The following is a 22,806-nucleotide window of genomic DNA, read 5'->3' on the forward strand; positions in this document are numbered from 1 at the left end:
CGGGACGCCTCGCCTCAAGTCTTTTTGCCGAGCGTCTTTTGTTATTAGGTCAGCGGTCGTTGCTTGTCATAAACAAACGATCGTTTTATTTGCTCGTCAATGTACAGGAAGCACGATCATATCGTAAAGACGCCCGTGCACCGTTCGTGCCACCTGGCGCAGGCTTGTCGCCGGGATTTCCTTTCGGGGAGAAATGTATTACAATCCCGACGGTTAGGGATGGGCGTTTCGCCCATTTTTTATTTGTGGAAAAAGCAATGGATGTACGTTTGCTGCTGGAGAACACGCTGCCAGGTCTGGGTTACGAGCTGGTGGACTTCGAATTGACCCCTGGGGGCGGTTTCAGGGTGTTTCTCGACAAACCCGGTGGAATCACCGTGGAAGACTGCGTGCTGGTGAGCAACCACCTGACGCGCCTCTTCATGGTCGAAAACATAGATTACGAGCGGCTGGAAGTGTCGTCTCCGGGGCTGGACCGTCCGCTCAAGAAAGAGTCGGACTTCGTACGCTTCTCCGGGCAGCGGGCCAAGATCAAGACCCGCATGCCCATTGAACAGCAAAAGAAATTTTCCGGTCGTCTGGCTGGCGTCGTGGATGGCGCTGTACAGCTGGAGTTCGAGGGCCGGACCGTGGCCATTCCGCTCGCCGTTATCGACAAGGCCAGGCTTGATCCTGAGTTCTGATCTGGGCGGGGTCGACCCCACGGGAATGAAAAAATTCGGAGGATTGCATGAGTCGCGAGATTTTGTTGCTGGTTGATGCCCTGGCGAGCGAGAAGAGCGTCAGCAAGGACGTGGTTTTTACGGCGCTGGAATTGGCGCTGGCGTCTGCTACTAAAAAGAAATTCAATCAGGATGACGTCGATATCCGTGTCGAGATCGATCGTCATACCGGGCAGTACCATACTTTCCGTCGCTGGACCGTGGTCGAAGACGACATGCTCGAATTCGACGACAAGGAAATCGAGCTGGCAGACGCTCGCGAACGTGATCCGTCCATCGAGGTCGGCGCCGTCATCGAGGAACCGATGGAGGCTGTCGAATTCGGCCGTATCGGTGCCCAGGCCGCCAAGCAGGTGATCTTGCAGAAGATTCGCGACGCCGAGCGCGAGCAACTCCTGAGTGAGTTCCTGCAGCGCCGCGAACATCTGGTCAGCGGTACCGTCAAGCGCATCGAGCGCGGCAATGCCATCATCGAGTGCGGCAAGCTGGAGGCCGTGCTGCCGCGCGAGCAGATGATTCCGAAGGAAAACCTGCGCGTGGGCGACCGCGTCAAGGCCTACCTGATGCGCATCGACCGCCTCGGTCGCGGCCCGCAGCTGGTGCTATCGCGTACTTCCCGCGAGTTCCTGATCAAGCTGTTCGAGCTGGAAGTGCCGGAAATCGAAGAGGGCCTCCTGGAGATCAAGGAAGCCGCCCGCGACCCGGGCCTGCGCGCCAAGATCGCTGTCAAGGCCAACGATCCGCGCATCGATCCGCAGGGTACCTGCATCGGCATGCGCGGTTCGCGTGTGCAGTCGGTGACCCAGGAGCTGGCCGGCGAGCGCGTCGACATCGTGCTGTGGGCGCCGGAGCCGGCGCAGTTCGTGATCAACGCGCTGTCCCCGGCCGAAGTCAACCGCATCATGATCGATGAGGATAACCACGCCATGGACGTGGTGGTGGAAGAAGACCAGCTGGCTCTGGCGATCGGCCGCAGCGGCCAGAACGTCCGCCTGGCAGCAGAGCTGACCGGCTGGTACCTCAACATCATGACGGTGACCGAGGCCGAAGAAAAACATCAGGAAGAAGACGCCGCGTTGCGTGAAACCTTCATGAAGCACCTCGGTGTGGATGAAGCGACCGCCATGACGCTGGTGCAAGAGGGGTTCGCCACCCTCGAAGAAGTGGCGTATGTGCCAATCGCCGAAATGCTCGAGATCGAAGGCTTTGAAGAGGAGCAAGTCAACGAACTGCGCAGCCGCGCTCGTGACGCTCTCTTGACGCTGGCCATCGCCTCCGAGGAAAAGGTGGAAAGCGTATCCGACGATCTGAAGGGCATCGAAGGCCTGGAGGATGCCGACCTGGTGCGTAAGTTGGCTGAAAATGGCGTGACCACCCGCGACGAACTCGCCGACCTTGCCGTGGATGATCTCGTTGACATGACCGGTATGGAGGCTGAAGCCGCACGTGCAATCATCATGAAGGCGCGCGAACACTGGTTTGCCCAGTAAGGCTTCGGGAAGTTATTGACGGAATTTGGGAAGACGCATGGTATTGACGAATGTAAAACAGTTTGCCAGTGAGCTTGGCTTGACACCGGATCGCCTGCTGGAACAGCTGCGTGCCGCCGGTGTCGGCAAAGGCTCGCTGGATGACACCCTCTCAGAACGGGACAAATCCCAGCTCCTGGACTACCTGAAGCGTTCGCATGGTGCCCGTAACGAGACCCCGATCACGGTGACCCGCAAGCAGACCAGCGAGGTTCGTACGGCGGACGGTTCGACGGTAAGAGTGGAAACCCGCAAGAAGCGTGTGGTGCAGCGTCCGCTGGAGGCACCGGTTGCGGCTGTCGCCGCCGTTGCCAAGCCAGAGGCTGCTCCGGTCGCCGCCGCTCCGGTTGAGCCGGCTAAGGCCGAAGTCAAGGCCGAGCCCGTGGTGGCGAAGGTCGACCTCAAGGAAGAACAGAAGCCCGAAGCGCCGAAGCCGGCGGCGGTTGAGACCAAGGTAGAGCCGAAGGTCGAAGCCAAGCCGCAAGAGCCGGCTGCTCCGGAAGTCAAGGCAGCCCCGGTGCGCCCGGCTCCGCTGTCCATTCTGTCTCCGGAAGAAATCGCCGCACGCGAAGCGGAAGAAAAACGCCAGCTGGCGTTCCGCGCTCGTCAGGAAGCCCTGATGCGCGAAAAGATCGAGCGCGAAGAGCGCCGTCAGGCCGCCAAGCTGGCGGCGGAAAATCCGCCTCCGCCTCCGGCGCCGAAGCCGGTCGAGGCCAAACCGGCCGAAGCACGCCCGGCTGCCGGGCGCTCCGCCGATGGCCGTCCGCAGGATGCACGCGGTCCGCGCAGCGGACAGCCGGGTGCCGGTCAGCGTCCTGGCTCGGCCGGGGTGCGTCCGGCCGCGGGGGGCAGCGTCCGGCTCCGGCCGGTGGCCGTCCTGCTCCGGCTGGGGCCGGCGCCGCAGCGCCTGCCGCGCCGGCACCGGGTTCTGCTGCACCGAAGAAGGGCAAGAAGGGCGGCTCCGAGCGCAGTTGGGACGACGGCAAGAAAGGCCGTGGCCTGCGCGTCAAGGGTGGCGATGCCGGCGGCGACTGGAAGAGCAAGCGCGGCGGCAAGTCGCGCGGCAACAGTCAGCACGCTTTCACCGCACCGACCGAGCCGATCGTGCACGAAGTGCTGGTGCCTGAAACCATTACCGTGGCCGACCTGGCGCACCGCATGGCGGTCAAGGCCGTCGAAGTCATCAAGACCCTGATGAAGATGGGCATGATGGTGACCATCAACCAGGTGCTGGATCAGGAAACCGCGCTGATCGTGGTTGGCGAGATGGGCCACATCGGCAAGGCGGCACAGATGGACGATCCGGATGCCTTCCTCGAGAACGTCGAGGGCGGCGCCGAGGTGGAGCGCCTGCCGCGTCCGCCGGTGGTGACCGTAATGGGTCACGTCGACCACGGCAAGACCTCGCTGCTGGACTACATCCGCCGTGCCAAGGTCGCCGCGGGCGAAGCCGGCGGCATTACCCAGCACATCGGTGCCTACCATGTGGAAACCCCGCGCGGCGTGGTGACCTTCCTCGACACCCCGGGTCACGAGGCGTTTACCGCCATGCGTGCCCGTGGTGCCAAGGCTACCGATATCGTGATCCTGGTGGTGGCCGCCGATGACGGCGTGATGCCGCAGACCATCGAAGCCATCCACCATGCCAAGGCCGCTGGTGTGCCGATCGTGGTGGCGGTGAACAAGATCGACAAGCAGGGCGCCAACCCCGAGCGTATCCGCCAGGAACTGGTCGCGCAGGAAGTGGTGCCGGAAGACTGGGGCGGTGACGCGATGTTCGTCGAGGTTTCCGCCAAGACTGGCCAGGGCATCGACAACCTGCTGGAAGGCGTGCTGCTGCAAGCCGAGGTGCTGGAGTTGACCGCACCGATCGAATCCCCGGCCAAGGGCGTGATCGTCGAGGCCCGTCTGGACAAAGGCCGTGGCCCGGTGGCAACGTTGCTAGTGCAGTCTGGCACCCTGAAGAAGGGTGACGTGGTACTGGCCGGCACCGCTTTTGGTCGCGTACGCGCCATGATCGATGAAAACGGCAAGGCGATCGATGAAGCCGGTCCGTCGATTCCGGTGGAAATTCTCGGCTTGTCCGACGTGCCGGCCGCAGGCGAAGACGCCATGGTGCTGATCGACGAGAAGAAGGCGCGCGAAATCGCGCTGTTCCGTCAGGGCAAGTTCCGCGACGTGCGTCTGGCCAAGCAGCAGGCTGCCAAGCTGGAGAACATGTTTGCCCAGATGGCCGAAGGCGAGGTGCAGAACCTCTCCATCATCATCAAGGCCGACGTGCAGGGTTCCTACGAGGCGCTGTCGCAGAGCCTGCAGAAGCTGTCTACCGACGAAGTGCGCGTCAATATCCTGCACTCCGGCGTGGGTGGCATCTCCGAATCCGACATCAACCTGGCGATCGCTTCCAAGGCCATCGTGATCGGCTTCAACACCCGTTCCGATGCTGCGGCCCGCAAGTTGGCCGAAAGCGAAGGTGTCGACATCCGTTACTACAGCATCATTTACGATGCCGTGGACGAGGTGAAGGCGGCCATGTCCGGCATGCTGTCGCCGGAGAAGAAGGAACAGATCACCGGTACCGTGGAAATCCGTCAGGTGATTTCGGTGTCCAAGGTCGGCAATATTGCCGGTTGTATGGTAACCGACGGTGTGGTGAAGCGCGGTTCCATGGTCCGTCTGATCCGCCACAACGTGGTGGTTCACACCGGCGAACTCGAATCGCTCAAGCGCTTCAAGGACGACGTGAAGGAAGTGAGGCAGGGCTACGAGTGTGGTCTGATGCTGAAGAACTTCAACGATATCCAGGAAGGCGACCAGCTGGAAGCGTTCGAAATCGTCGAAGTGGCGCGTACCCTCTAAGCGCGTTGTTCGGGCGAGCGTCCCTCCGGCTGCGGCCGGACGGCGCTCGCTTTTGTGTTTTCAGTGAATCAGGATCAACACCATGGCCAGAGCCAAAAAGGTTTTTCCCGTGCGGATCGTATCTCCGAGCAGATCCAGCGCGAATTGGCTGAACTCTTGCGCAAGGGTCTGAAGGACCCGCGCGCCGGCTGGATTACCATTACCTCGGTAGAGGTGACGCGCGATTACTCGCACGCCAAGATCTACTACACCGTGATGGACGACAAGACTCGCGAGGTAACACAGGAGGCGCTGGAGCACGCCGCCGGCTACCTGCGCAGCGAGCTGGGCCGCGCCCTGCAGATCTTCACCACGCCGCAGCTGCATTTCGTCTACGACGAGTCGATCGAGCGCGGCATGCACATGACGCGCCTGATCAACCAGGTATCCGAAGAGTACGCCGAGCCCAAGACCGAGCCGGAAGAGGGCGACGAGGCATGACGCAGATGCGGCGCAAGAAGCGCGCCGTGAGTGGTGTGCTGTTGCTGGACAAGCCTTACAACGTGACCAGCAATTCGGCCCTGCTCAAGGCGCGCTGGCTGTTCACGGCGGCCAAGGCGGGGCATACCGGTGTGCTTGACCCGCTGGCGACCGGCCTGTTGCCGGTATGCCTGGGCGAGGCTACCAAGTTCTCGTCCTACCTGCTCGATGCCGACAAGGGCTATCGTGCGACGATCTGCTTCGGCAAGGTGACCACCACCGGCGACCTCGAGGGCGAGGTGCTGCGCGAGCGCCCGGTGACCTTCGACGAGACCGCGCTGCGACGGGTGTTGGCGCAGTTTGTCGGGCCGATCAGCCAGGTGCCGCCGATGTACTCGGCGCTCAAGTTCCAGGGCAAGCCGCTGTACGAATACGCCCGCGCCGGGGTCGACATCGAACGTCAGGCGCGTGATGTCGTCATCCATGGCCTGGAGCTGGTTTCGTTCGACGGCGGCGAGGCCGTGGTCGACGTGCTGTGCAGCAAGGGCACCTACGTGCGTACCTTGGCCGAAGACATCGGCGAGGCGCTCGATTGCGGCGCTTTCCTCACCGGTTTGCGCCGCACCACCACCGGTGGTTTTACGCTGGAACAGTCGATCACCCTGGAGGCCCTGGAGGCTGTGCCGGAGGCCGAGCGTGACGCTCTGTTGCTGCCGATGGACGTGCTGGTGGCGCATCTGCCCGAGATCGTCCTGGCGCCGGAACAGGCCGGTCGTTTTCGCCAGGGGCAGGCGGTGCGCATCGCGGAAAAATGTGAGACAATGCTGCGCTTCCGGGTTTACCTTACCGAAACGCGGGAATTTGTCGGGCTGGGGGAGGCCAGGGAACCGGGTGTTCTTTCCCCCTCCGGCTCGTGGCTGCCTCGGCAGCCGAAGTGTGAAGTGTGGATGGGTCTCGGCTCGCTGCACTTGTCGGGCTTGATTGCCCTTACCTGAATTGTGGAGTACATCAAAATGGCTATGACCGCCGCTCAAAAAGCAGAAATCGTTAAAAACTTCCAGCAGAAGGAAGGCGATACCGGTTCGTCGGAAGTGCAAGTTGCCCTGCTGACCGCCCGTATCAACGATCTGACCCCGCACTTCAAGGCCAACACCAAGGATCATCACAGCCGTCGCGGCCTGCTGAAACTGGTGAGCCGTCGTCGCCGTCTGCTTGACTACCTCAAGCGCACCGATGCCGACAGCTACCGTGCCCTGATCACCCGCCTGGGTCTGCGCAAGTAATCGGTTCAGGTTCGAAAAAGTCGCAGCCAGTCTGCGACTTTTTCGTTTCCCGGCCCACTAACTGAATGACACGACGGGAGGAGCCTCTAGACATGCCGGTTGCCGCAGCCAGTCGGTATTTCTAGGGGTTCCCGTTGTGAGTCCACTTGCCTCAAACCAATAGCAAAAGGGATGCCCTGTGTTCAACAAGATTAGCAAAACCTTCCAGTACGGCCGCCACACCGTGACCCTGGAAACCGGTGAAGTGGCCCGTCAGGCCTCCGGCGCCGTTCTCGTCACCATGGAAGACACCGTGGTACTGGTGTCCGTGGTCGGCTCGCAAAACGTCAAGCCGGGCCAGGATTTCTTCCCGCTGACCGTAGACTATCTCGAGCGTACCTACGCCGCCGGCAAGATTCCGGGGGGCTTTTTCAAGCGCGAGGGCAAACAGTCCGAGAAGGAAATCCTGACCAGCCGCCTGATCGACCGCCCGATCCGCCCGCTGTTCCCGGAAGGCTTCTACCACGACGTGCAGATCGTCGCCACGGTGATGTCGCTGAACCCGGAAATCGATTCCGACATCCCCGCGATGATCGGCGCTTCCGCTGCGCTGGCGATCTCCGGTCTGCCGTTCAACGGCCCGATCGGCGCCGCCCGCGTCGGCTATGCCAGCGGTGACTACATCCTCAACCCGACCAAGACCGAATTGGAAACCTCCCAGCTCGACCTGGTTGTTGCCGGTACCCATCGTGCCGTGCTGATGGTCGAATCCGAAGCCAAGGAACTGCCTGAAGCCGTGATGCTGGGCGCCGTGGTGTTCGGCCATGACCAGATGCAGGCCGCGATCAAGGCCATCAACGAGCTGGCCGACGAAGTCAACCCGGTAATGTGGGACTGGTCCGCCCCGGCCCAGAACGACGAGCTGATCGCCAAGGTGCGTGAAGTGTCGGGCGAGAAAATCGCTAACGCCTTCCGTATCCGCCAGAAGCAGGCGCGTACGCAGGTGCTGGCTGAAGCCTGGGCCGACGTCAAGGCCGCGCTGATCACTGAAGAAACCGATACCCTGACCGCCAACGAGATCAAGGGCATCTTCAAGAGCCTGGAAGCCGAGATCGTGCGCGGCCAGATCCTGGCCGGCGAGCCGCGCATCGACGGCCGCGACACCCGCACCGTGCGTCCGATCGCTATCCGCACCGGCGTGCTGCCGCGTACCCATGGTTCGGCGCTGTTCACTCGTGGTGAAACCCAGGCCATGGTGGTAACCACGCTGGGCACCCAGCGCGACGAGCAGATCATCGACGCGCTGGCCGGCGAGTACACCGACCGCTTCATGCTGCACTACAACTTCCCGCCGTACTCGACCGGTGAAGCCGGTCGCATGGGCCCGCCGAAGCGCCGCGAAATCGGCCATGGCCGTCTGGCCAAGCGTGCCCTGGCGCAGGTGCTGCCGTCCGCCGACGAGTTCGGTTACTCGATGCGCGTGGTGTCGGAAATCACCGAGTCCAACGGCTCCTCGTCGATGGCGTCGGTATGCGGTGGCTGCTTGGCGCTGTTGAACGCCGGCGTGCCGCTGAAGGCGCACGTGGCGGGTATCGCCATGGGCCTGATCCTGGAGGGCAACCGTTTCGCCGTGCTGACCGACATCCTGGGTGACGAAGATCACCTGGGCGACATGGACTTCAAGGTGGCCGGTACTGCCGAAGGCGTGACCGCGCTGCAGATGGATATCAAGATCCAGGGCATCACCAAGGAAATCATGCAGGTCGCACTCGACCAGGCCAAGGAAGGCCGCCTGCACATCCTCGGCCTGATGAAGGAAGCCGTGGAGGGTCCGCAGCAGCTGTCCACCCACGCTCCGCGCCTGTTCGTGATGAAGATCAACCCGGACAAGATCCGTGAAGTGATCGGCAAGGGTGGCGAGACCATCCGCTCGATCACCAAGGATACCGGTACCGAGATCAACATCGAGGAAGACGGTACCATCACCATCGCTTCGGTGACCCAGGAAGGTGCCGATGCCGCCAAGAAGCGCATCGAGGAAATCACCGTCGAAGTCGAAGTGGGCAAGATCTACGAAGGCACCGTGGTGAAGATTCTCGACAACAACGTCGGCGCCATCGTATCGATCCTGCCGGGCAAGGATGGTCTGGTACACATCTCGCAGATCGCCAACGAGCGTATCAAGAACGTGTCCGACTACCTGAAAGAAGGCCAGGTGGTGAAGGTCAAGGCGATCGAGATGGACGACCGCGGCCGTATCCGCCTGTCGATCAAGGCCCTGCTGGAAGACGAAGCCAAGACGGCGCGCGAAACCGCCGACTCCTTCGGTCTGAAGGCCGGCAGCTGAGTCTGATCGCTGCCAGTGAAAAGCCCGCGCATGCGCGGGCTTTTTTGTTGCCTTGGGTGTGAGGGCGCCGCCGTATCGCGCTCAGTCCTCCGCCGGACGGCGCAGGTGCAGCAGCACACCGCCTTCGCTGCCGGTTTCGAAGCGGTACTCGAGTGCGGCATACTCGTCCAGCATCGGGATCAGCGGGCCGGGAAAGTGCGGTAGGATGAAGGAGGCTTCGCCTCCTGCTTGAAGCTCATCGGCCGCATTGAGGATGATTTCGATCGGCCCGGGCGGGGCCATGTTTCTCAGGTCTTGGGCTGGCATGATGGGTCTCTTGGTCGGGTGGTCGGGTCGGTAGGTGCGCTACGGAGAAAATCGATACTTAGCCGGGCTTGCCGTCCTCGCGCCGCTTCAAGTAGGCCGGGATGAACAGCCTACCCCAGCATAGCAGCGTGAGCAGCCAGCCGCCGGCGGCGACCACATACAGCACGCTGGTCAGCCCAGCGGGGAGGAGGTCGGCGAGCACCCGCGCCAGCGCCATCCAGTGGGCGGCGAGGTAAAGCCGCCATATCCCAGAACTGGCTTCCAGCGGCCTCCCTGAATGGCCGAGACTGACCCGTGTCACGAAGGCGATCATCATGGTCAGGAAGAAGCCGGTGGTGATGGCGTGCAGCGGCGCGAGCCCCAGCAGGGGTTGGCCGAAGAGGGCGGCCCCTTCTTGCAGGACGTACAGGGTGAAACCGATCGCCAGCCAGGCAAAGGCCAGGTGCAGCATGCCCAGCAAGCGCACCGACAGGCTGGCACGCAACTGCCAGCGCCACGAGGTGTAGGCCAGCAGCAGGGCGAATGGCAGGTCGGCGGGCAGGGTGGTGACGCCGGCGATGTGCAGCAGGCCGTGGCCGAACGAGCCGGCCAGCAAGGCATAGAGCAGCCAGTTCGGTCGCCATACGGTATAGCCGGCAAGCACGCTCGAGGAAAAGAACGGTACCATGCGATGGCTGACGGTCAGGAAGACCGGCAGCAAAAAGCCCCATAGCGCCAGGTCACGCATCACCGCCCAGCCGAGGGTGTCGCCGCTGAGCAGCCAGTAGAGGGCGGCCATCAGCCCGGCGAGGCCGACGATGAAGGCCAGTTCCACCGCGATGGCGTGGCGCCGGTCAGGTTGTGGACTGGCCAGGATGATCTGGCCGAAGACCAGCACCAGTCCGGAAAAGCCCAGCGCATAACTCAACAGGCCGGTCACGGCCAGGCCCGGGCCCAGCGCCAGGGCGGCGAGCCACAACACCAGGCCGGCCGCCATCAGTGCCGGAATGGCCAGGTAGCGGGCGCGAGACGGTGCATCGACGTTGAGCCAGCGTGGTCCGGCGGTCAGGATGAAGCCGGTCATAAAGAACGGAAAAATGCCGTACAGCATCAGGAAACCGTGCGCCAGCGTGGCGGGGATGGATAGCGGCAGGGCAAAGCCTGTCAGACGGCGGCTCATTTCCAGTGACCAGCCTGCCAAGAGCGTGATGGCGAACACCATGCCGGGCAGGAAGGCCACGCGGTGCGGTGCCTGCAAGAAGGCCGGTAGCGTGACTGCCGGCGATGGTTTTGGAGCCAGGCCGGGGCTGGGAGTGGGGGTGGGGGTGGGGGATAGCGGTCGCATCTTCATACAACTCCGGATGGGGTATTAGGGAGTATCGGACGCACGCCGTCCGAGCTGAATGATCAGAGTCAAGAATCGAGGGAGAAAATCATGTCCGGGCCGTCAACGCACGCCTTTCTCAAGCACATTCCATTGTTCAGCGTTTGCCATGAGGATGAACTGTCCAGGTTGGCCGAAAGGGCGATCGAGCAGCGCTACGAAAAGGGGCAGATGCTGTTCCAGCGTGGCGACCCGTGCCAGGGCATGTACGTGCTGGTGTACGGCCGTATCAAGATCGCCATCGTCGCGCGCCAGGGAACCGAGAAAGTGATCGAAATCATTCACCCTTCGCAAAGCTTCGGCGAAGCCGTGATGTTTCTCGAGCAGCCCTACCCGGTGATGGCGCAGGCGGTGGAAGATTCGCTGGTGCTGTTCATCCCAGCCGAAACCCTGTTTACCGCGCTGGATGACGACAGCCGCCTGGCACGGCGCATGCTGGCGGGCTTGTCGATGCGGCTGCGTACGCTGCTCAAGGATGTCGAGACCTACACGCTGGAGTCGGCCGTGGAGCGCGTGGTGGGCTACCTGCTCAACAGCCTGGAGGACAGCGACGACAATGTGGTCAACCTGCCGGTCAACAAACAGACGCTGGCCTCACGCCTCAACCTGACCCCGGAAACGTTCTCCCGGGTTCTGCAAAAACTCGCCGAGCAAGCCGGGATCGTGGTGGAAGGCCGGGAAATCCGCGTTCCTGACCGTAATAAGCTATCCGAAATGCGCAATCTGGCCTGATTTGCGCTGAATTCACGCTCTTTCGGGCTCCGAGGTTTTTGTAATCGCATGTCGCAAACCGGATATGGGGCTGTTTGCGGATTCGATTAGAATGATTCGGACAATTACCCAAAAGTACCCGTTACTGCACGAAGGAACTATCAAGATGAGCAACGCTGTTACCCGCGCTACCTTCGACCAGGTCATGGTCCCCAACTACTCTCCCGTCGAGTTCATTCCGGTGAAAGGGCTGGGTTCCCGTGTATGGGATCAGCAGGGCAATGAGTACATCGATTTCGCTGGCGGCATCGCCGTCAACTCGCTCGGTCACTGCCACCCGGAGCTGGTGGCCGCGCTGACCGAGCAGGGCAACAAGCTGTGGCACCTGTCCAACGTCTTCACCAACGAACCGGCGCTGCAACTGGCGACCCGTCTGACCGAGCTGACCTTTGCCGAGCGTGTGTTCCTGTGCAACTCCGGTGCCGAAGCCAACGAAGCGGCCTTCAAACTGGCCCGCAAGTACGCCACCGATCACTTCGGTGCCGACAAGTACGAAATCATTTCCTGCAAGAACTCGTTCCACGGTCGTACCGTGTTCACCGTCAACGTCGGCGGCCAGCCCAAGTATAGCGAGGGTTTCGGCCCCAATCCGGCTGGTATCACCCACGTCGAGTTCAACAGTATCGAGTCCCTCAAGGCCGCCATCTCCGACAAGACCTGCGCCGTGGTGATCGAGCCGGTGCAAGGCGAGGGCGGCGTGCTGCCGGCCGACAAGGCCTACCTGGAAGCGGCCCGCGAGCTGTGTAACCAGCACAACGCGCTGCTGATCTTCGACGAAGTGCAGACCGGCGTCGGCCGTTGCGGCACGCTCTATGCCTACCAGTCTTACGGTGTGACCCCGGACATCCTGTCCTCGGCCAAGGGCCTGGGCGGCGGCTTCCCGGTTGGTGCCATCCTGACGACCGCTGCCATCGCCAAGAGTCTCGGCGTCGGCACCCACGGCACTACCTACGGCGGTAACCCGCTGGCATCCGCCATCGCCGGCAAGGTAGTCGAGATCATCAGCCGTCCGGAAGTGCTGGAGGGTGTGCGCGCCAAGCATGATCGTTTCGTGGCCGGCCTGAACGCCATCAACGCCAAGTACCACGTGTTCAAGACCGTGCGCGGCATGGGCCTGTTGATCGGCTGCGTGCTGGCCGACGAGTACGCCGGCCGTGCCAAGGACTTCCTCAAGGCCGCCGAGAAAGAACGCCTGATGGTATTGGTCGCAGGGCTGAACGTGGTGCGCCTGGCGCCGTCCCTGGTGGTTGAGGACAAGGACATCGACGAGGGCCTCGCCCGCCTCGATGCCGCCATCGCCAGCCTGGTTAGCGTCCGCTAAACCCGCCCCCTTTTCTTAACAATTGACGTTTTTCACCCGCGACCTGCCCAGCTGAGCAGGTCGTAGGGGACGGCTGCGCCTGAAAAACGTCGTGACAATGATTTGACATGCTTGGGAGGGCTTGCCCATGTTAGTCGTCCGTCCAGTCCGGACCTCCGATCTGCCTGCAATCGAGCGCATGGCAGTGGCCAGCGGCATCGGCGTGACCAGTTTGCCCAATGACCGGGACAAGCTGTTCGAGCGTATCCAGCAATCGGCCAGCGCTTTCGAGCACGAGGCGGTGCCGGATACCGGCCGCGAATTCTATATGTTCGTGCTGGAAGAGCACGGCGAGGTGGTGGGGACCGCCTCGATCAGCGCTTCCGCCGGTTTCGATGAACCGTTCTACAGCTATCGCAGCGAGACCTTCGTGCACGCCTCGCGTCCGCTCAAGGTCAACAACCGCATCCATGTGCTGAATATCTGCCACGACCTGACCGGGATGGTGCAGTTGTGCGGTTTCTATTCCGACCCGGCCTACGGGGAGTTGGGCAGTGAATTGTTGTCTCGTGCCCGTCTGTTGTTCATCGCCGGGCAGCGTGAGCGCTTCGGCAAGCGCATCCTGGCCGAGATGCAGGGCATCCACGACGAGCAGGGGCAGTCGCCGTTCTGGAACGCCATCGGCCGGCGCTTCTTCAATATGGATTTCATCCAGGTGGAGCAGGCCTTCGTCTCGCACAGCAAGACCTTCATCGCCGAACTGATGCCGGCCTACCCGATCTACGTGCCCTTGCTGCCGGACGAGGCGCAGAACGCCATCGGCCAGGTCCACCCGGATTTCGAGCGGCCGTTCATGCTGCTGACTAGCGAGGGCTTTGAGGCCGACAACTACCTCGACATCTTCGATGGCGGCGCGGTGCTGACCGCCGACGTCGACCGGCTGTGGACCGTCGAATGCAGCGGTACCTATCCGGTGGAAGTGTCGGCCAGCCTGCCGCCGTCCGCCACCACCATGTTGCTCAGCAATGGCGGCACCGACCGCTTTGCCGCGGTGGCGGCCCGCGTGGCCTTGGTCAACGGGATGGCGCTGATGACCCAGGATGTCGCCCAGGCGCTGGCGCTGTCGAACGGCCAGCCGGTGCGTGTGGTGCCGCTGCACGAGGCCAAGGAGAAACAATCATGATGGTGATCCGTCCCATTACCCGCGATGACCTGCCGGGGCTGATGAAGTTGGCGGCCAGTGCCGGCGTGGGCCTGACGTCGCTGCCGATCAACGAGGAACGTCTGGCCAAGCGCATCCTGCGCTCGGTGCGCTCGTTCAGCGGTGAGGCCGAGTTGGCCGAACAAGGCTACGTGTTTGTGCTGGAAGACGGCAGCAACGGCACCGTCGCCGGCATCTGCGCCCTGGAGGCGGCGGTCGGCCTGCACGAGCCTTGGTACAACTACCGTGTCGGCACCATTGTGCACGCCTCGGAAGAGTTGAACGTCTATTCGCGCCACGACACCCTGTTCCTGTCCAACGACCATACCGGCTATTCGGAATTGTGCACGCTGTTCCTGCACCCGGATTACCGGGTCAACCGCAACGGTGGCTTGCTGTCGAAGAGCCGCTTCCTGTTCCTGGCTCAGTTCGCCGACCTGTTCGGCAAGATGGTGGTGGCCGAAATGCGCGGGGTCTCGGACAGCGACGGCAAGTCGCCGTTCTGGGAGGCGCTCGGCCGGCACTTCTTCTCCATGGAGTTCGCCGAAGCCGATTACCTGACCGGGGTCGGGCAGAAGGCTTTCGTCGCCGAACTGATGCCCAAGCACCCGGTGTACATCGATTTCCTGTCGCCCGAAGCCCGGGCCGTGATCGGGAAGACTCACGAGAACACCCGGCCGGCGGTCGCCATGCTGGAGTCCGAGGGCTTCCGTTACGAGGGCTACGTCGACATCTTCGACGCCGGTCCGACGGTGCAGGCCTATACCAGCGAAATTCGCGCCGTGAAGCAGAGCGTCATGGCCAGCGTCCGCGTCGTGACCGCTCCGGTCGAGGGCGAGCGCAAGAACCTGCTGGTGTCGAACACCCAGTTTGAAGGCTTCCGCGTGATTCTGGCGGAAACCACCGTCGTCGATAACGAGATTCTGCTGACGCCCGAAGAGGCGCACGCCCTGCAAGTGGGCGAAGGTGACCCGGTGCGCTGTGTCACGCTCTCGCCCAAGGAGACTATCTAAATGACAACGCTGTGCATCAATGGAACCTGGCTGGCCGGTGACGGCGAGCCGTTGAAAAAGACCAACCCGGCCACGACCGAGCTGATCTGGGAAGGCAAGGGCGCCTCGCCGGCTCAAGTCGACGCCGCCGTCGCCGCCGCTCGCGCCGCCTTCAAGAGTTGGTCGCGCACTTCTTTCGACGAGCGGGTAGCCATTGCCCGTCGTTTCGGCGAGCTTCTGGCCGCCAACAAGAATGCCTTGGCCGAGGTGATCGCGAAGGAAACCGGCAAGCCGATGTGGGAAGCGCTGACCGAGGTGACCACCATGGTCAACAAGGTCGACATCTCGGTCAAATCGTACAACGAGCGCACCGGCGAGCGCGCCGCCCCCATGGGCGACGCTCAGGCGGTATTGCGCCACAAGCCCCACGGCGTGGTGGCGGTGTTCGGTCCGTACAACTTCCCGGGCCACCTGCCCAACGGCCATATCGTGCCGGCACTCTTGGCCGGCAACACCGTGATCTTCAAGCCGTCCGAACTGACGCCGTGGACCGCCGAGGAAACCGTCAAGCTGTGGCAGCAAGCCGGCTTGCCGGCGGGCGTGATCAACCCGGCCCAGGGCGCCAAGGAAACCGGCATCGCCTTGGCCAACCATGCCGGCATCGACGGTTTGTTCTTCACCGGTAGTTCCGCCACCGGCAACCTGCTGCACAAGACCTTCGGCGGCCAGCCGGAGAAGATCCTGGCGCTGGAGATGGGCGGCAACAATCCGCTGATCGTGGGTAAGGTGGCCGAGGTCGATGCCGCCGTGCACCACGTGATCCAGTCTGCCTTCATCTCCGCCGGCCAGCGCTGTACCTGCGCACGGCGTCTGCTGGTCCCGGCCGGGGAGTGGGGCGATGCCTTCGTCGAACGTTTGGTCGAGGTCGCCGCCAAGCTCAAGGTGGGGCTTTACAACGAAGAACCGGCTCCGTTCATGGGCTCGGTGATTTCCAACACCGCGGCCGACGCGCTGCTCAAGGCGCAGGCCACGTTGCGTGAGAACGGCGGCAAGGTGCTGCTGGAAATGCGCCGCCTGTCCGAGACCGGCGCCATTCTGTCGCCGGGCATCATCGACACCACCTCGGCACAGCGTCCGGACGACGAATTCTTCGGCCCGCTGCTGCAGGTGATCCGCTACACCTCGTTCGACCAGGCCATCGAGATCGCCAACGACACCCGCTTCGGCCTGGCTGGCGGCGTGCTGTCGGACGACCGCGCCGAATACGAGCGCTATCTGCTGGAAAGCCGTGCCGGCGTGGTGAACTGGAACAAGCCGCTGACGGGTGCCTCCAGCGCCGCTCCGTTCGGTGGCATCGGCGCCTCGGGCAATCATCGCCCCAGCGCCTACTATGCAGCCGATTACTGTGCCTGGCCGGTCGCTTCGCTGGAGTGCGACAGCCTGACCGTTCCGACTCAACTTTCTCCGGGGATCGTACTGTGAGCAACGCTTTTGAAGTGAACTTCGACGGCCTGGTTGGCCCGACGCACAACTACAGCGGCCTGTCCTACGGCAACGTCGCTTCCACCGGCAACCAGAACGCCGTGTCCAACCCGAGGCTGGCCGCCAAGCAGGGGCTGGCCAAGATGAAGGCGCTTCACGACCTGGGCTTCAAGCAAGGCGTGCTGGCGCCGCACGAGCGCCCGGATGTGGCGAGCCTGCGTCTCCTCGGCTTTGGCGGCAGCGATGCGCAAGTGATCGAGCGCGCGGCCAAGGAGGCACCGGCCATCCTGGCGGCCGCCTCGTCCGCCTCCTGCATGTGGACCGCCAACGCGGCCACCGTCAGCCCGTCCGGCGACACCGCCGACGGCCGCGTGCACTTTACCCCGGCCAACCTGAACAACAAGTTCCATCGTTCGATCGAGCACCCGACCACTCGCCGCATCCTGCAGGCGATGTTTGCAGACCGCGAGCGCTTCATGGTGCACGAGGCGCTGCCGGCGCAGATGCACTTCGGCGACGAAGGCGCAGCCAACCATACCCGTTTCTGCGACCGTTACGACGGAGCCGGTGTGGAGTTCTTCGTGTTCGGTGCCGCTGCTTTCGACAGCCGCTATCCGAAACCGGCCCGGTTCCCGGCACGCCAGACGCTGGAAGCGTGCCGGGCGGTGGCCCGGCTGCACGGCCTGAAGGAGGAGGGCGTGGTCTACGCCCAGCAGGACCCGGACACCATCGATGCCGGCGTATTCCACAACGACGTGATCTCGGTCGGTAACCGCAACGTGCTGTTCCACCACGAGAAGTCCTTCCTGCATCAGGCCGAGGTGCTGGCCGAGCTGGACCGCAAGCTGGCGGCGGCAGGCGGCAACTTCATCGCCATTGAGGTGCCGCAGGCCGAAGTGTCGGTGGAGGAGGCGGTGAAGAGCTACCTCTTCAATAGTCAGCTGCTGTCCAAGCCGGGCGGCGGCATGATCATCGTGGTGCCGGAAGAGTGCCGCAATATCGAACGTGTCTGGGCCTACCTGGAGAAGCTCAAGGCCTTGGGCGGCCCGATCGACGAGGTGCGCGTGTTCGATCTCAAGCAAAGCATGCAGAACGGCGGCGGGCCGGCCTGCCTGCGTCTGCGCGTGGCCTTGTCCGAGTCGGAAATCGCCGCGGTCAACCCGCGCGTGATGATGTCCGAGCAATTGTTCGGCACGCTGAACGCCTGGGTGGACAAGCATTATCGCGATCGCCTGTCCCCGGAAGACCTCGGTGACCCGCAACTGTTGCTGGAATGCCGCACCGCGCTCGATGAATTGACCCAAATCATGGGACTTGGCGCGGTGTACCCGTTCCAGCTGGTTTGAGTCCGGTTCTGGTGCAAAAAAGGCAGCCCGATGCGGGTTGCCTTTTGTATTTTGTATACAACAAAAATTGCCGTTGCTCGACGCGAGTAGCAACGGAAAGAGCTTGTTTTCACGGCGTTTTCTTGCCAGCCCATCAGAGCTCATGACGGAAAATCGCTATTTGATCGAAAATCTGCAGGAAAATCGTCGGTTCAATCCGGGGCGTGCGATGTTTTGTTCTGGTGCAGTGCAGCGCGTTTCGGTTGTGTTTCGAGATTAATAAAAAAATACATAAAAAACAATGACTTGTGACGTGTTTGGGAGTCTATTCTTTAGGGGTTTTTGGGGCTCTTGTTAAGATTGACAGTCGATTGTAGACACACGCATAATCCGCCGAAGTTTCCGGATAGTGACAGCAAAAGTCATCAACCGGACGCTAGATGGACGATAACGAAAAGAGGGCCACCCCCGTCGTGTCGTCGGGTCTTCAATCAAAGGAGAATTCCCACCGTGGACATTTTTTTGCAACAGATACTCAATGGCCTCGTGCTGGGTAGCATCTACGCGCTGATCGCGCTGGGCTACACCATGGTGTACGGGATCATGGGGCTGATCAACTTCGCCCATGGCGAAGTCGTCATGATGGGGGCCATGGTCACCATCACCGTCGTGACCTCGCTGATGGGGGCCGGAGTCAACCTTCCGGGGCCGATACTGGTTCTGATTGGTCTCGTTATCGCCATTCCGGCCTGCGCGCTGTTGGGCTACACCATCGAACGCGTCGCCTACCGTCCGCTGCGCAACGCGCCGCGCCTGGCGCCGCTGATCACCGCGATCGGCCTGTCGATCGTGCTGCAGCAGGTGGCGATCCTGATCTGGGGCCGCAACTACATCCCGTTCCCGTCGATCCTGAGTCATGACACCGTCGAGATCTTCGGCGCCAGCATCACCGTGCTGCAGATCATGATCATCGTGCTGTGCCTGGTGATCATGGCTGGTCTGTTGATCATGGTCGAGAAGACCAAGCTCGGCCGCGCCATGCGCGCCACCAGCCAGAACCCGGGCGTGGCCTCGCTGATGGGCGTCAACGTCAACACCATCATCTCCTCCACCTTCATGCTGGGCTCCGCGCTCGGCGCCATCGCCGGCGTGATGGTCGCCACCAACTACGACCAGGCCCACTACTACATGGGCTTCCTGATCGGCCTGAAGGCGTTCACCGCGGCGGTCCTGGGCGGCATCGGCAACCTCGGCGGCGCCGTGGCGGGCGGTATCCTGCTCGGCATCATCGAGAGCCTGGGCGCCGGCTACATCGGCACCCTGACCGGCGGCTTCCTCGGCAGCCACTACCAGGACATCTTCGCCTTCATGGTGCTGATCCTGGTGCTGATCTTCCGTCCGTCCGGCCTGCTGGGCGAAAAAATGGCCGACCGTGCCTGATCGAAGGGGAGAAACAAACATGACCATGGCACTAGAAATGAACAAGCTCGACACCAACAAGAAGGTCGGCCTGTTCCTCGTGTCGGCTATCGTGCTCGCGGTGCTGCCGTTCGTCGTCGGCGGCCTGCTGGGCAACTCGTGGCTGCGTATCATCGACTTCGCGCTTCTGTACGTGATGCTGGCGCTGGGGCTCAACATCGTGGTCGGCTTCGCCGGCCTGCTGGACCTGGGCTTCATCGCCTTCTACGCCGTCGGCGCCTACACCTTTGCGCTGTTGGGTTCGCCGCACTTCGACATCCACCTGCCGTTCTACATCACCATCCCCCTCGGGGCGCTGGTGGCAGCGTTCTTCGGCATCCTGCTCGGCACCCCGGTGCTGCGCCTGAAGGGCGACTACCTAGCGATCGTGACGCTGGGCTTCGGTGAGATCGTGCGTATCTTCATGAACAACCTGAACGCGCCGATCAACATCACCAACGGCCCGCAGGGGATCAACCTGATCGATCCGGTCAAGATCGGCGGGCTGTCGTTCGGCAAGCCGCTGGAGATCGCCGGCCACAGCTTCAACAGCGTTTATCTTTACTACTACTTCTTCCTGGCGCTGACCGTGCTGGTGGTGATCATGGCCTGGCGCCTGCAGCACTCGCGCATCGGCCGTGCCTGGGTGGCGATGCGCGAAGACTCGATCGCCGCCGCCGCGATGGGGCTCAACATCCGCAACATCAAGCTCTTGGCGTTCTCGTTGGGCGCGCTGTCGGGTGGTGTGGCTGGTGGCCTGTTCGCCTCGTTCCAGGGCTTCATCTCGCCGGAATCGTTCGGTCTGTTGGAGTCGGTAATGATCCTGGCGATGATCGTGCTGGGCGGCATGGGCCACATCCCGGGCGTGATCCTGGGGGCGGTGGTGCTGACCGTGGCGCCGGAAGTGCTGCGCGACGTCATCGGCCCGCTGCAGATGCACACCTTCGGTCGCATGCTGATCGACCCGGAAAACGCCCGCATGCTGATCTTCGGCCTCGCCTTGGTCATCATGATGCTGCTGCGTCCGGAAGGCATGTGGCCGTCCAAGCGCCGCAAGGCCGAGTTCGACGACGCGAAGAAAGGTTAAGCCATGGCACACGCTCTGCTGAAAATCGAAGGCATCAACAAGCGCTTTGGCGGCCTGCATGCCCTGAACAATGTCGGTCTGACCATCAACAAGGGTGAGATCTACGGCCTGATCGGCCCGAACGGCGCCGGCAAGACCACGCTGTTCAACGTGTTGACCGGTCTCTATCAGCCCGACGAAGGTACCTTCACCTTCGACGGCCAGGACCTGTTCCGCGCCAAGCCGCACGTGGTGGTCGGCACCGGCATCGCCCGGACCTTCCAGAACATCCGCCTGTTCGGTGAGATGACCGCGCTGGAGAACGTCATGGTGGGTCGCCACATCCGCTCCAAGGCCAACGCCCTGGGTGCGATCCTGCGCGACAAGAAGACCATGGCCGAAGAGAAGGCAATCGAAGCCAAGGCGTGGGAGCTGTTGGCCTACGTCGGCATCACCGACGTCGCCTTTGAACGCGCCCGCAACCTGTCGTACGGCCACCAGCGCCGCCTGGAGATCGCCCGTGCGCTGGCCACCGAGCCCAAGCTGTTGGCGCTCGACGAACCGGCCGCCGGCATGAACCCGAGCGAAACCGAAGACCTCAAGGTGCTGATGGAAAAGATCCGCAAGGACGGCGTGACCGTGCTGCTGATCGAACACGACGTGAAGCTGATGATGGGCCTGTGCGACCGCATCGCCGTACTCGACTACGGCAAGAAGATCGCCGAAGGCGTGCCGGAAGTGGTGCGCAAGGACCCGAAAGTGATTGAAGCCTACCTGGGAGCGGCCCACGCATGAGTCTCTTGGACGTGAAGAACCTGCAGGTGTCGTACGGCGGCATCCATGCGGTGAAGGGGATCGACCTGCACATCGAGCAGGGCGAACTGGTGACGCTGATCGGTGCCAACGGCGCCGGCAAGACCTCGACGCTGCGCACGCTGGTGGGGATGGAGAAGAAGTCCGGCGGCAGCATCGTCTACGACGGCAAGGAAACCGCCGGGATTCCGGCGCACAACTTTGTGCGCCAGGGCCTGGCCATGGTGCCGGAAGGGCGCGGCATCTTCGCCAAGCTGACGGTGGAAGAGAACCTGCTGATGGGCGCGTTCTACCGCGACGACAAGGCGGCGATCCAGAACGAGCTGGAACACGTCTACGAGCTGTTCCCGCGTCTGAAGGAACGCTTCAAGCAGCTGGCCGGCACGCTGTCGGGCGGTGAACAGCAGATGGTGGCGATGGGGCGGGCGATCCTGTCCAAGCCCAAACTGTTGCTGCTGGACGAACCGTCGATGGGCCTGGCGCCGATCATCGTGCAGAAGATCTTCGAGATCATCCAGATGATCTCGGCGCAGGGCGTGACGATGCTGCTGGTGGAGCAGAACGCCAAGCTGGCGCTGGAGATCAGCCAGCGCGGCTACGTGATGGAGAGCGGCCGCATCACCATGAGCGGCCCGGCGCGCGAGCTGCTGGATGACGAGCGGGTGCGCAATGCCTATCTGGGCGGCTGACCCGAGCTGACAATGAATGCGACTCTTGGCCCCGGCGTGCTGGTTCACCAGCTCCTCGGGGCTTTTTTATTGCCCCCGCTCAACGTCATCCTGCTTGTCCTGCTGGGGCTGTGGCTGAGGCGGCGCCATCCGAGGGCGGGGAGTGTGGTCGTTGCGCTCGCGCTGGGCTTGTCGTATGCCCTGGCGACCCCGCAGATGGCGATGTGGCTGAACCGTTCGCTCGAGCGTTTTCCGCTGGTGGCGCTGTCCCAGGTGCGGGAGACCGGAGCCATCGTGGTATTGGGGGGCGGCAAGAAGCCGGCGCCGGAATACGGCCGCAACGAGCCGTCGGCCGATACCCTGGTGCGACTGCGTTATGCCGCCTACCTGGCGCGGCACAGTGGCCGTCCCGTGCTGGTCAGCGGCGGTGCGCCGCTGGGGGGCGAGGCGGAAGCGCCGGTGATGGCCCGCACTTTGGTGAGCGATTACGGCGTTCAGCCGCGTTGGGTCGAGCAGGGCTCGGATACCACGTTCGACAACGCACGCCTGTCGGCGCAGCTACTCAAGGCCGACGGCGTGCGTTCCATCACGCTGGTCAGCCAGGGCTGGCACCTGGCACGGGCCGTGCCGCTGTTCGAAGAGCAGGGTCTGAAGGTGCTGCCGGCACCGACCGGACTCGTGCGCTACGATGGTGGCGGCGTGATGTGGTACCTGCCCTCCGGGCGGGCGATGCAGGAGACGCACGCCGCGCTGCGCGAATGGGTGGGGCGGCTGTATTATGCCGTACGCGAGCGGGGTACCGCGTTGCTCCGCTCGGTCTCGCATCTCAAATCCTGACCGCGGGAGAACGGCATTGCCGCCAGTGCCGAAGCACCGTCGTGCC

Annotated in this window: 21 protein-coding genes; 19 read left to right on the forward strand and 2 right to left on the reverse strand. The window is 62.8% G+C overall.

The window, feature by feature from the left end; translation table 11 throughout:
- The first annotated feature begins 257 nt into the window (after positions 1-257).
- From rimP to pnp, 8 genes are all read left to right on the forward strand, one after another.
- A complete protein-coding gene (rimP, locus tag ABKF58_RS11660) occupies positions 258-683 on the forward strand; it encodes a ribosome maturation factor RimP (protein ID WP_008954489.1) in 426 nt (141 codons plus the stop codon).
- A gap of 47 nt (positions 684-730) precedes the next feature.
- The gene (gene nusA / locus ABKF58_RS11665) at positions 731-2,212 is read left to right on the forward strand and encodes a transcription termination factor NusA (protein WP_008954490.1); all 1,482 of its coding nucleotides are present in this window, start codon (positions 731-733) and stop codon (positions 2,210-2,212) included.
- 79 nt (positions 2,213-2,291) lie between these two features.
- On the forward strand, positions 2,292-3,446 hold the full coding sequence (locus ABKF58_RS11670; protein ID WP_482580796.1) for a hypothetical protein: 1,155 nt from the start codon (positions 2,292-2,294) through the stop codon (positions 3,444-3,446).
- Entirely contained in the window at positions 3,371-5,110 is a 1,740-nt protein-coding gene (gene infB, locus ABKF58_RS11675; RefSeq protein WP_482580798.1) for a translation initiation factor IF-2, read from the forward strand. The genes ABKF58_RS11670 and infB overlap by 76 nt, the downstream gene beginning before the upstream one ends.
- 63 nt (positions 5,111-5,173) lie before the next feature.
- Complete coding sequence (gene rbfA, locus ABKF58_RS11680) at positions 5,174-5,590, forward strand: 30S ribosome-binding factor RbfA (RefSeq protein ID WP_482580799.1); 417 nt, start codon at positions 5,174-5,176, stop codon at positions 5,588-5,590.
- On the forward strand, positions 5,587-6,564 hold the full coding sequence (gene truB / locus ABKF58_RS11685) for a tRNA pseudouridine(55) synthase TruB (protein ID WP_482580801.1): 978 nt from the start codon (positions 5,587-5,589) through the stop codon (positions 6,562-6,564). Before rbfA ends, truB begins: the two co-directional genes overlap by 4 nt.
- A gap of 18 nt (positions 6,565-6,582) precedes the next feature.
- On the forward strand, positions 6,583-6,852 hold the full coding sequence (rpsO, locus tag ABKF58_RS11690; protein ID WP_008954494.1) for a 30S ribosomal protein S15: 270 nt from the start codon (positions 6,583-6,585) through the stop codon (positions 6,850-6,852).
- Positions 6,853-7,030: 178 nt separating this feature from the next.
- On the forward strand, positions 7,031-9,178 hold the full coding sequence (gene pnp / locus ABKF58_RS11695; protein WP_482580803.1) for a polyribonucleotide nucleotidyltransferase: 2,148 nt from the start codon (positions 7,031-7,033) through the stop codon (positions 9,176-9,178).
- Positions 9,179-9,259: 81 nt separating this feature from the next.
- Here pnp and ABKF58_RS11700 read toward each other — a convergent pair whose 3' ends face one another.
- Positions 9,260-9,484, reverse strand: a complete 225-nt coding sequence (locus ABKF58_RS11700; protein ID WP_008954496.1) for a DUF2249 domain-containing protein — start codon at positions 9,482-9,484, stop codon at positions 9,260-9,262.
- A gap of 58 nt (positions 9,485-9,542) precedes the next feature.
- Positions 9,543-10,808 carry an NnrS family protein gene (locus ABKF58_RS11705; RefSeq protein ID WP_482580805.1) on the reverse strand — a complete coding sequence of 422 codons (1,266 nt, stop codon included), beginning with the start codon at positions 10,806-10,808 and terminating at the stop codon, positions 9,543-9,545.
- Positions 10,809-10,898: 90 nt separating this feature from the next.
- Between ABKF58_RS11705 and ABKF58_RS11710 the strand changes: the two genes are divergently transcribed.
- The 11 genes from ABKF58_RS11710 (at position 10,899) to ABKF58_RS11760 (ending at position 22,760) form a co-directional block, all read left to right on the forward strand.
- Complete coding sequence (locus tag ABKF58_RS11710) at positions 10,899-11,579, forward strand: Crp/Fnr family transcriptional regulator (protein WP_482580807.1); 681 nt, start codon at positions 10,899-10,901, stop codon at positions 11,577-11,579.
- A 145-nt stretch (positions 11,580-11,724) separates the two neighbouring features.
- A complete protein-coding gene (locus ABKF58_RS11715) occupies positions 11,725-12,939 on the forward strand; it encodes an aspartate aminotransferase family protein (RefSeq protein ID WP_014087846.1) in 1,215 nt (404 codons plus the stop codon).
- A gap of 127 nt (positions 12,940-13,066) precedes the next feature.
- The gene (gene aruF, locus ABKF58_RS11720) at positions 13,067-14,101 is read left to right on the forward strand and encodes an arginine/ornithine succinyltransferase subunit alpha (RefSeq protein WP_482580809.1); all 1,035 of its coding nucleotides are present in this window, start codon (positions 13,067-13,069) and stop codon (positions 14,099-14,101) included.
- Entirely contained in the window at positions 14,098-15,132 is a 1,035-nt protein-coding gene (gene astA, locus ABKF58_RS11725; protein WP_008954501.1) for an arginine N-succinyltransferase, read from the forward strand. The genes aruF and astA overlap by 4 nt, the downstream gene beginning before the upstream one ends.
- Positions 15,133-16,593, forward strand: a complete 1,461-nt coding sequence (astD, locus tag ABKF58_RS11730; protein ID WP_482580810.1) for a succinylglutamate-semialdehyde dehydrogenase — start codon at positions 15,133-15,135, stop codon at positions 16,591-16,593.
- On the forward strand, positions 16,590-17,939 hold the full coding sequence (gene astB, locus ABKF58_RS11735; RefSeq protein ID WP_482580812.1) for an N-succinylarginine dihydrolase: 1,350 nt from the start codon (positions 16,590-16,592) through the stop codon (positions 17,937-17,939). Before astD ends, astB begins: the two co-directional genes overlap by 4 nt.
- 489 nt (positions 17,940-18,428) lie before the next feature.
- Positions 18,429-19,358, forward strand: coding sequence for a branched-chain amino acid ABC transporter permease (locus tag ABKF58_RS11740; protein ID WP_008954504.1), 930 nt, complete (start codon positions 18,429-18,431; stop codon positions 19,356-19,358).
- Between the two features lie 19 nt (positions 19,359-19,377).
- The gene (locus ABKF58_RS11745; protein ID WP_008954505.1) at positions 19,378-20,463 is read left to right on the forward strand and encodes an ABC transporter permease subunit; all 1,086 of its coding nucleotides are present in this window, start codon (positions 19,378-19,380) and stop codon (positions 20,461-20,463) included.
- 3 nt (positions 20,464-20,466) lie between these two features.
- Positions 20,467-21,237, forward strand: coding sequence for an ABC transporter ATP-binding protein (locus tag ABKF58_RS11750; protein ID WP_008954506.1), 771 nt, complete (start codon positions 20,467-20,469; stop codon positions 21,235-21,237).
- The gene (locus ABKF58_RS11755) at positions 21,234-21,944 is read left to right on the forward strand and encodes an ABC transporter ATP-binding protein (RefSeq protein ID WP_482580815.1); all 711 of its coding nucleotides are present in this window, start codon (positions 21,234-21,236) and stop codon (positions 21,942-21,944) included. The genes ABKF58_RS11750 and ABKF58_RS11755 overlap by 4 nt, the downstream gene beginning before the upstream one ends.
- A gap of 12 nt (positions 21,945-21,956) precedes the next feature.
- On the forward strand, positions 21,957-22,760 hold the full coding sequence (locus ABKF58_RS11760; RefSeq protein ID WP_482580817.1) for a YdcF family protein: 804 nt from the start codon (positions 21,957-21,959) through the stop codon (positions 22,758-22,760).
- Positions 22,761-22,806 lie beyond the last annotated feature (46 nt).

The sequence above is a fragment of the Pseudogulbenkiania sp. AW2-16 genome, from assembly GCF_056824575.1.

What these genes read in the sequence shown, in the direction of transcription:
- rimP (WP_008954489.1), top strand. Translation starts at nt 258, where the DNA reads ATGGATGTACGTTTGCTGCTGGAGAACACGCTGCCAGGTCTGGGTTAC.
- nusA (WP_008954490.1), top strand. Translation starts at nt 731, where the DNA reads ATGAGTCGCGAGATTTTGTTGCTGGTTGATGCCCTGGCGAGCGAGAAG.
- truB (WP_482580801.1), top strand. Translation starts at nt 5,587, where the DNA reads ATGACGCAGATGCGGCGCAAGAAGCGCGCCGTGAGTGGTGTGCTGTTG.
- rpsO (WP_008954494.1), top strand. Translation starts at nt 6,583, where the DNA reads ATGGCTATGACCGCCGCTCAAAAAGCAGAAATCGTTAAAAACTTCCAG.
- ABKF58_RS11700 (WP_008954496.1), bottom strand. Translation starts at nt 9,484, where the DNA reads ATGCCAGCCCAAGACCTGAGAAACATGGCCCCGCCCGGGCCGATCGAA.
- ABKF58_RS11705 (WP_482580805.1), bottom strand. Translation starts at nt 10,808, where the DNA reads ATGCGACCGCTATCCCCCACCCCCACCCCCACTCCCAGCCCCGGCCTG.
- ABKF58_RS11710 (WP_482580807.1), top strand. Translation starts at nt 10,899, where the DNA reads ATGTCCGGGCCGTCAACGCACGCCTTTCTCAAGCACATTCCATTGTTC.
- ABKF58_RS11715 (WP_014087846.1), top strand. Translation starts at nt 11,725, where the DNA reads ATGAGCAACGCTGTTACCCGCGCTACCTTCGACCAGGTCATGGTCCCC.
- aruF (WP_482580809.1), top strand. Translation starts at nt 13,067, where the DNA reads ATGTTAGTCGTCCGTCCAGTCCGGACCTCCGATCTGCCTGCAATCGAG.
- astA (WP_008954501.1), top strand. Translation starts at nt 14,098, where the DNA reads ATGATGGTGATCCGTCCCATTACCCGCGATGACCTGCCGGGGCTGATG.
- astD (WP_482580810.1), top strand. Translation starts at nt 15,133, where the DNA reads ATGACAACGCTGTGCATCAATGGAACCTGGCTGGCCGGTGACGGCGAG.
- ABKF58_RS11745 (WP_008954505.1), top strand. Translation starts at nt 19,378, where the DNA reads ATGACCATGGCACTAGAAATGAACAAGCTCGACACCAACAAGAAGGTC.
- ABKF58_RS11750 (WP_008954506.1), top strand. Translation starts at nt 20,467, where the DNA reads ATGGCACACGCTCTGCTGAAAATCGAAGGCATCAACAAGCGCTTTGGC.
- ABKF58_RS11755 (WP_482580815.1), top strand. Translation starts at nt 21,234, where the DNA reads ATGAGTCTCTTGGACGTGAAGAACCTGCAGGTGTCGTACGGCGGCATC.
- ABKF58_RS11760 (WP_482580817.1), top strand. Translation starts at nt 21,957, where the DNA reads ATGAATGCGACTCTTGGCCCCGGCGTGCTGGTTCACCAGCTCCTCGGG.